Source organism: Lysobacter terrestris (assembly GCF_014489475.1).
In the GTDB taxonomy this organism is placed as follows: domain Bacteria; phylum Pseudomonadota; class Gammaproteobacteria; order Xanthomonadales; family Xanthomonadaceae; genus Agrilutibacter; species Agrilutibacter terrestris.
The window spans coordinates 2,479,756-2,492,299 of sequence record NZ_CP060820.1; the positions used below are offsets into that span (position 1 = coordinate 2,479,756).

The window sequence follows — 12,544 nt, forward strand, 5'->3', positions numbered from 1 at the left end:
CGGACGGCCATGTGCCCATGAAGACGCACCCATGAAAATCGGCCTGCGCATCTTCCTCGGCTACTTCGTGATCGTCGCGTTGGCGGCGTTCCTGCTGATGCGCGTGTTCGTTGCCGAAGTGAAGCCGGGCGTGCGCCAGTCGATGGAAGACACGCTGGTGGACACCGCCAACGTGCTGGCGGAACTGGCCACGCCCGATTTCCTTGGCGGCCGCATCAACGACGGCGAATTCGCCCGGCGCGTGCGCGCGCTGCGCGGGCGCGACTTCGGCGCGACGATCTGGGGCTTCGGCAAGCGTGGTTCGACCTACCGCATCTACGTCACCGACGCGCGCGGGATCGTCGTGTTCGACAGCAATGCCGTGGACGACAGCGGCGGCGACATCGGCAAGGACTATTCGCGCTGGAACGACGTGTACCTGACCCTGCGCGGGCAATACGGCGCGCGCTCCACGCGCAGCGATCCGCGCGACGAAGCCTCCACGATCATGCACGTGGCCGCGCCGATCCGCGCCGACGACGGGCGCATCGTCGGCGTGCTCACGGTGGCCAAGCCGAACAGCGCGATCACGCCCTTCATCGACCGCAGCGAGCGCGTGGTGCGGCGCTGGGGCCTGGTCCTGCTCGGCGTCGCATTGCTGATCGGGCTGGGCGTGGCGTGGTGGCTGTCGCGGCAACTGGGCGGCCTGCGCCGCTACGCGCACGCGGTCACCGCGGGCGAGCGCGCGACCTTGCCGAAGGCGGTCGGCGAATTCGACGAGCTCGGGCGCGCGCTCGAGACCATGCGCGATCGCCTGGAAGGCAAGCAGTATGTCGAACAGTACGTGCACACCCTCACCCACGAGATGAAGAGCCCGCTCGCGGCGATCCGCGGCAGCGCCGAGCTGCTGGAGGAGTCCGATGGCAACGCCATGGACGCAGCCGACCGCCGCGGCTTCGCCACCAGCATCCGCCTGCAGAGCGAGCGCTTGGCGCAGATGATCGACAAGCTCCTGGCGCTGGCGAACGTGGAGTACCGCCAGCGCCTGGAAAACCCGGAAGCGATCGCGCCTGCCGCGCTGGTCGCCGCCGCCGCCGAACAATGCGCGCCGCGGCTGGCCCGCGATGGGCTCACCCTGGATACCGACGTGCCGGACGAACTGCCGTCGCTGCAGGGCGATGTGTTCCTGCTGCGGCAGGCGCTGGTGAACCTGATCGAGAACGCCGCCGACTTCTCGCCGCCGCGCGGCGTGATCGGCATGCGCGTGCGCGCCGAGGGGCAGGTCGTCCGCTTCGCGGTCGCGGACAGCGGTCCCGGCGTGCCGGACTACGCCTTGCCACGCGTGTTCGAACGCTTCTACTCCTTGCCCCGGCCCGAGGGCGGCAGCCGCAGCAGCGGACTGGGCCTGTGCTTCGTGGCCGAAGTCGCCGCCCTGCACGAGGGCCGGGCGGACCTGCGCAACCGTGACGAAGGCGGCGCGCTGGCGAGCCTGGAGTTGCCCGTCGCGCGCTGAACGCCGGACGTCATGCGTCCGCCGCCACGGCGTCCGACTTCACTTCCGCTTCACCGTCGCGCCATCGCCAACCCACGCGCCCCGCCCAATCTGTCGGCAATTCCACGGCAGGAGCAGGGCATGCGTCTTCTACTGAAATTGGCGTTCGTATTCGGCATGACCATCGCGATCATGATTCCGCTGGTGATGATCCGCGGCACGATCGGCGAGCGGCAGCATTACCGCGACCAGGCGGTCGCCAACATCGCGCGCAGCTCGGCCGGCGCGCAGGCGTTCTCCGGGCCGGTGCTGGTCGTGCCCTACGTCGAAACCATCGAGGTCGAGGAGAAGAACGACGACGGCGAGGTCGTGCGCAAGGTCAAGCGCGACGGCGAGTCCGGACGTTGGACGTTCTTCCCCGACCGCTTCGATGTCAGCGGCAAGCTGCTGCCCAATACGCGCCGCCTCGGCCTGCACGAAGTCCGCGTGTACGAGCTGCAGGCACTCGCCCGCGCCGGCTTCAACGTGAACATTCCCGCTGACGAGAACCCGGAGCTGCCGCGCAGGATCGGCCGCCCCTGGCTGAGCTACGGCATCGCCGACGTGCGCGGACTCGCCGGCACGCCACGGCTGCGCGTGGATGGCCGCGACATGGCGCTGGAAGAGGGCTTCGGCAGTCGCGACAGCGGCGGCGTGCACGTTCGCCTGCCCGCGCCGGCGGCCGGTGCACCTTTGCGGCTGGATACCGCGCTGGACATGAAGCTGGCCGGCACAGAATCGCTCGCGCTGGTGCCGTTGGGCCGCAGCAACGTTTTCCGCCTCGAATCCACGTGGCCGCATCCGCGCTTCGGCGGTGATTTCCTGCCGCGCCAGCCGGGCGTGGGCGACAAGGGCTTCACCGCGCAGTGGGAGGTGTCGTCGCTGGCCTCGAACGCGCAGGCGCAGTTCCTCGCGGGAAAGACCCTGCCGGCCATGGATGCGGCGCGCGGCTACGGGCGCGGCGCCAGCGATAACGGTCCCGCGTTCGATACCGGCGGCATCGATGCGGTCGGCGTCGCGCTGGTCGATCCGGTCAACGTCTATTCGCAGGCCGACCGCGCCAGCAAGTACGGCCTGCTGTTCGTGGTGCTGACCTTCGTCGGCTTCTTCATGTTCGAGCTGATCAAGCAGCTGCCGATCCACCCGGTGCAGTACGGGCTGGTTGGCCTGGCGCTGGCGATCTTCTTCCTGCTGCTGGTGAGCCTGAGCGAGCACATCGCCTTCGCGTGGGCCTACCTCGTGGCCAGCGTAGCCTGCATCGGGCTGCTCGGTTTCTACCTGAGCGCGGTGCTGCGCAGCGTGGCGCGCGGCCTCGGCTTCGCGGCCATGCTGGCGACGTTGTACGCCGCGCTGTACGGCCTGCTGGTGTCCGAGGACAACGCGCTGGTACTGGGCTCGGGACTGCTGTTCGTGATCCTCGCCGCGATCATGGTGATCACGCGCAAGGTCGACTGGTACCAGCTCGGCAACGCGCGGCCGCTGGCGGCGTCGGTCTGAAGTATCGATTGAAGCAGGGGCGTGGCGCAGGCCGCGCCCCTTGCGTCATGCAAACAGCGATACGCCCGGGACCAGCCACAACGAGACACCCGCCAGCGTCACGCCGATCCCGGTCGCGGCCAGCACGTCGCTCGGGTAGTGCAGGCCCAGCACGACGCGCGAGACCGCCACGCTGGCGGTGAATGGAATCAACAACCAGGCCAGTACCGGATAGTGCGCGAGCGCGACCACGCTGAAAGCCACCGCATGCAGCGTGTGACCCGAGGGAAACGAGAATTCGTCCAGCGGCGCCACCCACGCGCGGATGCGTGCATCACTCGCGAACGGACGCGGCCGCCGCGTCCAGCGCTTGAGCAGCTTGTACAGCGTGAGCGCGACCAGCCCGGTCGCGGCCAGGTGCGCGGAGGCGGCCAGTCCGGCCATGCCGTCGAAGGCGATCAGCGCAGCCATCAGCAGGTACCAGAACACGCCGTCGCCGAGCCGGCTGATCGCGGCGAAGTAGGCGCGGGAACGATCCAGCTCGCCGAGCCGGTTGGCGCGCAGGCACCAACCGGATTCGTTGGCCAGGAACCGCTTGGGGAACGTCGTCTTCATGCGACCTCCTCACGATTGGCACGCGGATCGGAATCGTAGGTTTCGTTGCGCGGACGCGCGTCGGCCAGGCCCTGCAGCAGTTCGTCGAAATCGGCGGCGACCTGTTCGGGGCGCATGCGCGCCATCGCTTCGCGGCACGCGGCGGACATCGCGGCGCGCAGCACGGGCTCGCTGCCGATGCGCACGACCGCGCGGACGAAGCCGTCGTCGTCGCCATCGGCGATCGCGGCGCCGTGGACCTCGTCGCGCAGGTGCTCGCGCGCGGCGCCGTAGTCGAAGGCGATCGTCGGCACGCCGCTGGCCATGGCTTCCAGCGTGACGTTGCCGAAGGTCTCGCTGTGGCTGGGGAAGATGAAGAAGTCGCCGCTGGCGAAATGCCGTGCCAGCGTTTCGTCGCGCTGGATGCCGCAGAAGATGAAGTCGGGGTTGTCGTGCTGCAGCTTCGCGCGCGCGGGGCCGTCGCCGACCCAGACGAAGCGTGCGTCCGGGCGCGTCTTCTGCAGCTCACGGAACGCGCGCACGGCGAGGTCGAGGTTCTTCTCCGCGGCGATGCGGCCGACGTAGATGGCGACCAGAGCGTCCGCTTTCACGTCCCATTGCGCGCGCAGCGCATCGTCCCGGCGCGCCGGATCGAACAGGCGCGTGTCGACGGCGCGCGGCAGCAGCACCACGTCGTTGAAGCCGTTGTCCTGCAGGAAGCGCTGCAGTTCGCGCGTCGGCACCAGGGTCGCGTCGGCGCCGTTGTGGAAGCGGCGCATCCAGCGCAGCGCGGTCTGGGCGAGGAAGGCCGCGCCGTAGTCGCGCATGTATTCGTCGAAGCGGGTGTGGAAGCCGGTGGACGCGGGAATGCCCAGGCGCCGCGCCGCGCGCAGCGCCGACCATCCCAGAGGGCCTTCCGTGGCCACGTAGATGGCATCCGGCCTTGATGCCTGCCATTGCGCGACCAGCTTGCGCGTCGCCGGCAACCCCAGGCGCAGGCCCGGGTAACGCGGCAACGGCGCGCCGCGGACGAGGAGTTCGTGTTCGGCGCCGGGGGCGCTTTCGCTGGCCTGGCGCGGTCGCACCAGCTGGACCTCATGGCCGCGGGCGCGCAGGCCCTGCTCCAGCCCCTGCACGGTCAGGGAGACGCCGTTGATCTCCGGCGGGTAGGTCTCGGTGACGATCGCGTAGCGCATGCACGGCTCCCGGTTTCAGGGAGCTTGGGCGTGCGGCGTGTCCCGGCGGTTGCATCCAGATGACCGCGGCATGACGCGGTCATCGGATTGCAAGGTTCAGACGGCGGCGCTGCGGGCCTGGGCCGTGGCGAGCTGCGGCCAGCGTGCGAGCACGGCCGCGCGGATGCCGGCGACATCGAGGCCGGCTTCCGCCAGCAGCTGTTCGCGGCTGGCGTGGTGCTGGAATTCGTCGGGCAGGCCGAGGTGCAGGATCGGCAGGACGATGCCTTCGGCGGCGAGCAGTTCCGCCACGCCGGCACCGGCGCCACCGGCGACGACGTTGTCCTCGAGGGTGACGAAGCCTTCGTGCGTTTTCGCCAGCTCCAGCACTAGCTCGCGGTCCAGCGGCTTCACGAAACGCATGTTGGCGACGGTGAGGCCGAGCTCCTCGCCGACGGCGCTGGCCGCCGGCACGATCGCGCCGAACGCGAGCAGGGCGATGCGCGAACCGCGGCGGCGCACGTCGCCCTTGCCGATCGGCAACGTGTCGAGCGCGGGCTGGATCGCCACGCCCGGGCCGGTGCCGCGCGGGTAGCGCACGGCGGCCGGGCCTGCGTGGCGATGGCCGGTGCTGAGCATCTGCCGGCACTCGTTCTCGTCGGCCGGCGCCATCACCACCATGTTCGGCACGCAACGCAGGTAGGAGAGGTCGAGGTTGCCCGCATGCGTGGCGCCGTCGGGGCCGACCACGCCGCCGCGATCGATCGCGAACAGCACGTCGAGGTTCTGGATCGCCACGTCGTGCACGAGCTGGTCATAGCCGCGCTGCAGGAAGGTCGAGTAGATCGCGACCACCGGTTTGGCGCCCTCGCAGGCCATGCCCGCGGCAAGCGTCACCGCGTGCTGCTCGGCGATGGCGACGTCGAAATAGCGCTCCGGGAATTCCTTGCTGAAGCGCACCAGGCCCGAGCCTTCGCGCATCGCCGGCGTGATCGCCAGCAGCTTCGGATCGGCCGCGGCCATGTCGCACAGCCAGTCGCCGAAGACGTCGGTGTAGGTCGGCTTCTTCGCGCCGGGCTTCGCCACCAGGCCCTTGCTGGGATCGAACGGACCGACCGCGTGGTAGCCGATCTGGTCGCCTTCGGCGAGTTCGTAGCCCTTGCCCTTGGTGGTGAGGATGTGGAGCAGCTGCGGGCCCTTGAGGCCCTTGAGCGTCTTCATCGCCGCCAGCAGCGCAGGCAGGTCGTGGCCGTCGATCGGGCCGGTGTAGTGGAAGCCCATTTCCTCGAACAGCGTGGAGGGCACGAACATGCCCTTCCAGTGTTCTTCCCAGCGCTTGACGAACTTCGCCGCCGGCTTGTGCTTGTCGCCCAGCAGCTTCTTGCCGCCTTCGCGGATCGCATTGAGGGTGCGGCTGCCGGTGAGGCGGCCGAGCATCTTGGTCAGACCGCCGACGTTCTCGGAGATCGACATCTGGTTGTCGTTGAGGATCACCAGCAGGTTGGGTTCGCTGCCGCCATTGGCATCGCCCATGCCGCCGGCATGCATCAGCGCCTCGAACGCCATGCCCGCGGTCATCGCGCCATCGCCGATCACCGCGACGACCTTGCGCTCGTCGCCCGCGCGCTGCAGCGCCACGGCCATGCCGAGCGCGGCGGAGATCGAGGTGGAGGAATGGCCGACGCCGAAGGTGTCGTACTCGGATTCCTCGCGCTTGGGGAACGGCGCGACGCCGTCCTTCTGCTTGACCGTGTGGATGCTGTCGCGGCGGCCGGTGAGGATCTTGTGCGGGTAGCACTGGTGGCCGACGTCCCACACCAGGCGGTCGACCGGCGTGTCGAACAGCCAGTGCAGGGCGACGGTGAGTTCGATCACGCCCAGCCCGGCGCCGAAGTGGCCGCCGACCATCGCCACCTGTTCGATCAGGTAGGCGCGCAGTTCATCGGCGACGGCGCGCAGTTCCTCTTCGGGGAACTGGCGCAGGTCGGCGGGAACCTGGATGCGGGAAAGGCGCGGATAACGCTGCGGATCGATCATGCGGGGGACATGCTTGGGAAACGCCGGCCACAACGGCACGAACGGCAAGTCGGTCATTGTCCCGCTGGGTGCGGATGGGGGCAAGCAAGGCAGTTTCTTCCCGGAAGCTCCCCGCTGCCGGTTGCCCGGAAGCCCCCGCTGTCTTCCCGAGCGCAGCGAGGGACCTGCTTTCCGGGCTCGCGCGCAAGAACAGCTCCTTGCTGCGCTCGGGATGACCAGCTTGCGGACATGAAAAAGGGCGGCCGAAGCCGCCCCTTTTCGATCCCGTCGCCTCAGCGCCCGCGCAGGCGCCCGAACAGGCCGCCGGACTTCTGCGGCTCCGGCTCCGGTTCCGGTTCGCGGTAGGGCTCGGCGTAGCCGGTGGCGAGGTTCGCGTTGACGAAATCGGCGACCTCGGACGCGGGCACGCCGCAGGCCGCGCTGACTTCATCCAGCGTCGCCGGCCCCTTCATCATCGCCGTGGCGATGCGGAAGTGCTTGGGGAACTCGCGCTCGGTCTGCGGCCACTTCAGCAGGCGGTACTGCGCGGCCGGGTCGAAGCCGGGCATCAGCTTGCCCTTGCCGGCCTGCAGGGCGCAGAACCACAGCAGGCGCGCCAGCGGTTGCGCGGCGCCGTGCATGGTCGATTCGCTGTTCCAGGTGGCGGTGTCGACCGCGACGAAGTCGCCGGCCGTGAGCACCGATTCGACGTGGGCCGCGAGCGGCTTGAGCGTGGCCGGGCCGAAGTACAGGTGCTGGTCGAGGTCGAGCAGCACACCGGTGCCGCCGCGCTGCAGGCGCACGCGGCCCGCCAGTTGGCCGGGGGCGAGCCAGTCGATCAGGGTGCGATCGCGCGACGGGGACGGTGCGGCCGGCGGTGCCGGAGCCGGCGTTTCGATCACCGGGGCGGTCGCGCTCGGTGCCGGCGGCGCGGCGCTCGGAGCGGCCACGGACGGCGCCGGCGGTGCGGCGGGCGTGTCCAGCGTGGCGGCCACGGCGGCGGACGGCGGCTGGTCCGGGGCGGCGGCCTCTTCGCTCACAGGCCTGGCGAGTTCCTCCGGCAGCTGGTGCTGCGGGGCGGGCGCCGGGGTGATGCCGTGCGGCGCGCCCTCGGACGGCGCGATCTGCTGCAGCAGGTCGGCGACCGATTCGGCGTTGAACGGCTTGCCCAGGCGGAAGTCGGTCTGCGCGCGCGGCGCCGAGGTCAGTCCGATCACCACCTTGCCGGCGCCGTGCAGGCGCAGCCAGCTCATCGGGCCGTACATGCTGTCCATGTCGACGAGGACGTGGCTCGCGTCCTGTTCCGACACCAGCGGCCAGCGGCCGCCCAGGCGCATGCTCGCCTCGGCGAAGGCGGATTTCAGGGCGGTTTCCGTGGCGGCATCCATGCCGGTGAGGCCGAAAGTCGGGAGCATGTGCCGGTCCATTTCATGAATATGACAAGGCGGCGAGTGTTGCGCGGCGGCATAAGGCCGTCAACGCGCGGGTAACGTCAGCTTGTGACGCGCCTCGTTCACTTGGGACACGCATCACGCGGATCCCCTCGTATTGCGGGTGTCCGCGGCGATCGCGTTACTGGACCGCGAGCTCCGGCCGCGCGCGCTTGGGCAGCTGCGCCTTCAGGAAGGCCATCTGGTCGGCGAGGATGTTGCGGTTGCTGAGGATCAGGTGCTCGACCCAGCTTGGCCGGTACGGCACCGCGAGCAGGGGCATGCTGGCCTGCTGCGGGGTGCGGTTGCCCTTGCGCGAGTTGCAGTGGAAGCAGGCGGCGACGACGTTCTCCCACACATCGCGCCCGCCCTTGGACACCGGCAGCACGTGGTCGCGGGTGAGCTGCGGGCGCGGGAAGTCGTGGCCGCAGTACAGGCACAGGTAGGCGTCGCGGGCGAAGAGCGCGGCGTTGGTCAGCGCCGGCGTCGGGTCCAGCGCATGCGCGCGCGCATGGCCGCGTGCGGCGACGATCGGGTGCAGTTCGAGCAGGCTCTGCTCGCCGGTCATGCGGCAGGTGCCGCCGTGCACCTGCAGGCAGGGGTCGCCCAGCGTCCAGGCCACCGCGCCGCGGGCATACAGACAGGCGGCGTCCTGCCAGCTCATCCAGTCGAGGACGCGACCGTGGGCATCCAGAGAAAGCAAACGGACCGCATTGAGGCGGTCCGTGGCGGGGCGGGAAGCAAATTCAGGCGTCGAGTGGAGGGCCGGATCACGCGCGAGCAGGTCCGCCGCGCGGGTTCCGGTGCGGACCAGTCTCAGATTGGCTCTGTCGGTCTCCATCGGGTCATCAGCTTATACGCCTCTGGTTACGGTTTGTGTACTCGTGGCGTGATTTATGCCGTGGCGGGCACCGGCTGGTCCGTCGCGGTGGCCGTCGTGAACCGCAGGCGGCGGGGTGCCGCGCTGCGGGGTGTCAGGTGAATGCGGCGGGCTGGGGCCCGCCTTACGCGTCGAACGCGGACTCGTCCAGGCGCGTCAGCGTGCCGGCGTCGCTGGCGATGGCGGCAGCATGCGTCAGCGTGCGCGGCAGGATGCGCGCGAAATAGAAGCGCGCGGTTTCCAGCTTGGCCTGCTTGAACGCGTCGGAGTACGCCGAGGCATGTGCGGCGGCCGCGCTGCGCGCCCAGAAGTAGGCGAGGGCGACGTAGCCCGAGTACATCAGGTAGTCGTACGACGCGGCGCCGACTTCCTCCGGGTTGGCCATCGCGCGTTGGCCGACCTGCAGCGTGAGCTGCTGCCATTGCGCGACCTTCTCGCGCAGCGGGCCGATCAGTTCGGCAGCGGCTTCATTGCCGGACTCGGCATCGCAGAAGCGCGTGACCATGGCGAGGAAGGTCTTCAGCCCCGCGCCCTGCAACTGCAGGATCTTGCGGCCGAGCAGGTCGAGCGCCTGGATGCCGGTGGTGCCTTCGTACAGCGTGGTGATGCGCGCATCGCGGGCCAGCTGCTCCATGCCGTGTTCGGCGATGTAGCCGTGGCCGCCGAAGCACTGCAGCGCCTGGTAGGTGCATTCGATGCCCCATTCGGTCAGGCAGGCCTTCACGATCGGGGTGAGGAAGCCGACCAGCGCGTCGGCCTGCTCGCGTTCTTCCGGCGTCGGTGCGCGTTCGGAGACGTCGACCTGCAGGCCGGCGAAGTAGCTCAACGCGCGCCCGCCTTCGACCAGCGCCTTGCAGGTGAGCAGCATGCGGCGCACGTCGGGCTGCACGATGATCGGATCGGCCGGCTTGTCCGGGAACTTCGCGCCGGACAGCGAGCGGCTCTGCAGGCGTTCACGCGAATAGCGCAACGCGTTCTGCCACGCACGATCGGACAGACCCAGGCCCTGCACTCCGACGCCGAGGCGCGCGGTGTTCATCATGGTGAACATTGCCATCAGGCCCTTGTTCGGCTGGCCGATGAGATAACCCTGCGCGCCATCGAAGTTCATCACGCACGTGGCCGAACCGTGGATGCCCATCTTGTGTTCGATGCTGCCGCAGCGCACGGCATTGGCGGCGCCGATCGTGCCGTCGCGGGCGACCTGGTGCTTGGGCACGATGAACAGCGAGATGCCCCTGCTGCCCGCCGGTGCGTCGGGGAGCTTGGCCAGCACCAGGTGGATGATGTTGTCCGCCATGTCGTGCTCGCCGGCGGTGATGAAGATCTTGGTGCCGGAGATCGCGTAGGTGCCGTCCGCGTTGGGAACCGCCTTGGTCTTGATCAGGCCGAGGTCGGTGCCGCAATGCGGCTCGGTGAGGCACATGGTGCCGGTCCAGCGGCCGTCGACCAGCGGCTTGAGGAACACCTCGCGCTGCCAGTCCTCGCCGTGGTGCAGCAGCGCGTCGGTGGCGCCGTGCGAGAGCAGCGGGAAGTTGCCCCAAGCCAGGTTGGCCGCGTCGATCATTTCCTTCAGCGGCACGCCGGCGCTGTACGGCAGGCCCTGGCCGCCGAATTCCAGCGGCGACACCAGGCCGGTCCAGCCGCCCTCGACGAACTGCGCGTAGGCCTGCTTGAAGCCGGGCGGGGTGGTGACCGCGCCGGTGTCCTGGTCGAACTTGCAGCCGATGCGGTCGCCGACGTCGTTGAGCGGCGCGAGCACGGTCTCGGTGAAGCGCGCGGCCTCGTCGAGCACCGCATCGAGCACGTCGCGCGTCGCGTCGGTGTGGCCAAGGCGCGCGTATTCCTGTTCGGCGCCGAGCAGGTCGAACAGCACGAAGCGGATGTCGCTGAGTGGGGCTTTGTAGGTGCTCATGTCGGCTGCCGGATGCTTGCGGTGGGGATGCCGGAAACAAAGCCGGCAGGGATGCGCGGAAGTCTGCTGCCGCGGTTTAGAGCCGGGACTTCAAGCGGCGAAGAAATGCGGCCGTCAGCGCAGCACGCCCGGCAGGCCGGGGGCGGGATTGAGCTGGCTGCCGCGCTTGACGGTGAAGCTGCGCTGCTTCTTCTCGTCCGGCGTGGCCGTGATCGTGCCGCTGAGCGTGTAGGCGATGCTGCGTCCACCGGCGAGCGCATCGGCGACGGCCAGCTTGGCCGCGGCCTGCGGGGTGAAGACGGTGGTGACGACGTCGGCGGATTCGGGCCCGATCGAGATCGCCGGCTGCGCGGTGACATGCCCGGCCTCGTTGTCGCCGAACGCGAGTACCAGGTCGTACGAATCGAAGCGCATCGGGATGCTGCTGAAGTTCTCGATGCGCACGTCCACCGACCAGCGGCCATCGGCGCGCACGGTGAGCTGCTGGACCAGCGCCGACGGCTCGGACACCCGGCGCACCGGGCCGTGGGAACAGGCGCCCAGCAACAGCGCCATGCCTGCGGCGACCGCAACTCCGCGCATCCACGATCCTGCCTTCATGCCGCTGCTCCGCATTGGATATTGAGAGGCGAGCATACCAACGCACAAAAGATGAAGCCCGCCACACTCCTGTGGCGGGCTTCGCAGGCCTGGGGATGGCAGCGGCCTGTGTGGCCGCGGTGGCGTCTGGGCCGGACTTCACCGCGGTGTCCGCAGCATGTCGGCGCACGGCAGCCCGCGGCTATCCGGCAATCCACCCATGTCGATTCAGTCGAGCAGCCCCTTGCGCAGGGCGAACCGCACCAGTTCGGCGGTGTTGCGTACCCCGACCTTGTCGAGCACGCGGGCGCGGTGGTTCTCCGCGGTCTTGGCGCTGATGTCGAGGGCGCGGGCGATTTCCTTGGTGGTCATGCCTTCGGCGATGAGGTGGAACACCTCGCGCTCGCGCGGGGTGAGCCGGCCATAGGGATCGTCGACCTGGCGCTCGGGGTTCTGCAGCTGTTCGGCGAGGATGCGCGCGGCCTGCGGGCCGAAGTAGCCGCGCCCGTCGCGCAGGCACTGGATGGCGGCGAGCAGCTCGGACGCGGCACTGTCCTTGACCAGGTAGCCGGAGGCGCCGGCGCGCACGAGTTGCAGGACGTATTCGTCCTCGCTGTGCATGGTCAGCACCAGCACGCGCGCCTCGGGCAGCGATTCGCGCAGGCGGCGCACGACTTCGATGCCGTTGAGGTGCGGCATCGAGATGTCGGTAATGACGATGTCGGGGCGGGTTGCGAGCGCCTTCTCGATGGTCTCCAGCCCGTCGGAGGCCTGCGCGACCACCTTGAGGTCGGCGGAGCCCTGCAACAGGTTGACCAGCGATTCGCGGACGAGAGTGTGGTCGTCGGCGACCAGAATGCGCACGGCAGCAGGATTCCCCATGCGGCTAACCTGCGCGTGGCGAGGCGGGCGCGTCAAGCCGGCGGATGCGGCCGGACCGATGGCGTGGGCGCGCACGACGACGGACGG

General features: G+C 69.4%; 10 protein-coding genes. 2 read left to right on the forward strand and 8 right to left on the reverse strand.

What is annotated here, in order from left to right:
- The first annotated feature begins 31 nt into the window (after positions 1–31).
- Together creC and creD are read left to right on the forward strand one after the other, a co-directional pair.
- Positions 32–1,492 carry a two-component system sensor histidine kinase CreC gene (creC, locus tag H8B22_RS11570; RefSeq protein WP_187711569.1) on the forward strand — a complete coding sequence of 487 codons (1,461 nt, stop codon included), beginning with the start codon at positions 32–34 and terminating at the stop codon, positions 1,490–1,492.
- Between the two features lie 120 nt (positions 1,493–1,612).
- On the forward strand, positions 1,613–3,007 hold the full coding sequence (gene creD, locus H8B22_RS11575) for a cell envelope integrity protein CreD (RefSeq protein ID WP_187711570.1): 1,395 nt from the start codon (positions 1,613–1,615) through the stop codon (positions 3,005–3,007).
- Between the two features lie 45 nt (positions 3,008–3,052).
- Here creD and H8B22_RS11580 read toward each other — a convergent pair whose 3' ends face one another.
- The 8 genes from H8B22_RS11580 to H8B22_RS11615 form a co-directional block, all read right to left on the reverse strand.
- Positions 3,053–3,601 (reverse strand): phosphatase PAP2 family protein, encoded by a 549-nt coding sequence (locus H8B22_RS11580; protein ID WP_187711571.1) that lies wholly within the window; start codon positions 3,599–3,601, stop codon positions 3,053–3,055.
- Positions 3,598–4,776 carry a glycosyltransferase family 4 protein gene (locus tag H8B22_RS11585; protein ID WP_187711572.1) on the reverse strand — a complete coding sequence of 393 codons (1,179 nt, stop codon included), beginning with the start codon at positions 4,774–4,776 and terminating at the stop codon, positions 3,598–3,600. Before H8B22_RS11585 ends, H8B22_RS11580 begins: the two co-directional genes overlap by 4 nt.
- 96 nt (positions 4,777–4,872) lie before the next feature.
- Positions 4,873–6,792 carry a 1-deoxy-D-xylulose-5-phosphate synthase gene (dxs, locus tag H8B22_RS11590; RefSeq protein WP_187713633.1) on the reverse strand — a complete coding sequence of 640 codons (1,920 nt, stop codon included), beginning with the start codon at positions 6,790–6,792 and terminating at the stop codon, positions 4,873–4,875.
- Between the two features lie 272 nt (positions 6,793–7,064).
- Complete coding sequence (locus H8B22_RS11595) at positions 7,065–8,186, reverse strand: hypothetical protein (protein WP_187711573.1); 1,122 nt, start codon at positions 8,184–8,186, stop codon at positions 7,065–7,067.
- Between the two features lie 157 nt (positions 8,187–8,343).
- Positions 8,344–9,042, reverse strand: a complete 699-nt coding sequence (locus H8B22_RS11600; RefSeq protein ID WP_187711574.1) for an HNH endonuclease — start codon at positions 9,040–9,042, stop codon at positions 8,344–8,346.
- A gap of 163 nt (positions 9,043–9,205) precedes the next feature.
- The gene (locus H8B22_RS11605; RefSeq protein WP_187711575.1) at positions 9,206–10,996 is read right to left on the reverse strand and encodes an acyl-CoA dehydrogenase C-terminal domain-containing protein; all 1,791 of its coding nucleotides are present in this window, start codon (positions 10,994–10,996) and stop codon (positions 9,206–9,208) included.
- A gap of 114 nt (positions 10,997–11,110) precedes the next feature.
- Positions 11,111–11,596, reverse strand: coding sequence for an NDR1/HIN1-like protein (locus H8B22_RS11610; RefSeq protein WP_187711576.1), 486 nt, complete (start codon positions 11,594–11,596; stop codon positions 11,111–11,113).
- A gap of 207 nt (positions 11,597–11,803) precedes the next feature.
- Positions 11,804–12,457, reverse strand: coding sequence for a response regulator (locus H8B22_RS11615; protein ID WP_187711577.1), 654 nt, complete (start codon positions 12,455–12,457; stop codon positions 11,804–11,806).
- Positions 12,458–12,544: the final 87 nt, after the last annotated feature.

Excerpts from the sequence above, each read along its gene's own strand:
- creC (WP_187711569.1), top strand. The coding sequence starts at position 32 with ATGAAAATCGGCCTGCGCATCTTCCTCGGCTACTTCGTGATCGTCGCG.
- dxs (WP_187713633.1), bottom strand. The coding sequence starts at position 6,792 with ATGATCGATCCGCAGCGTTATCCGCGCCTTTCCCGCATCCAGGTTCCC.
- H8B22_RS11605 (WP_187711575.1), bottom strand. The coding sequence starts at position 10,996 with ATGAGCACCTACAAAGCCCCACTCAGCGACATCCGCTTCGTGCTGTTC.
- H8B22_RS11595 (WP_187711573.1), bottom strand. The coding sequence starts at position 8,186 with ATGCTCCCGACTTTCGGCCTCACCGGCATGGATGCCGCCACGGAAACC.
- creD (WP_187711570.1), top strand. The coding sequence starts at position 1,613 with ATGCGTCTTCTACTGAAATTGGCGTTCGTATTCGGCATGACCATCGCG.
- H8B22_RS11610 (WP_187711576.1), bottom strand. The coding sequence starts at position 11,596 with ATGAAGGCAGGATCGTGGATGCGCGGAGTTGCGGTCGCCGCAGGCATG.
- H8B22_RS11600 (WP_187711574.1), bottom strand. The coding sequence starts at position 9,042 with ATGGAGACCGACAGAGCCAATCTGAGACTGGTCCGCACCGGAACCCGC.
- H8B22_RS11615 (WP_187711577.1), bottom strand. The coding sequence starts at position 12,457 with ATGGGGAATCCTGCTGCCGTGCGCATTCTGGTCGCCGACGACCACACT.
- H8B22_RS11580 (WP_187711571.1), bottom strand. The coding sequence starts at position 3,601 with ATGAAGACGACGTTCCCCAAGCGGTTCCTGGCCAACGAATCCGGTTGG.
- H8B22_RS11585 (WP_187711572.1), bottom strand. The coding sequence starts at position 4,776 with ATGCGCTACGCGATCGTCACCGAGACCTACCCGCCGGAGATCAACGGC.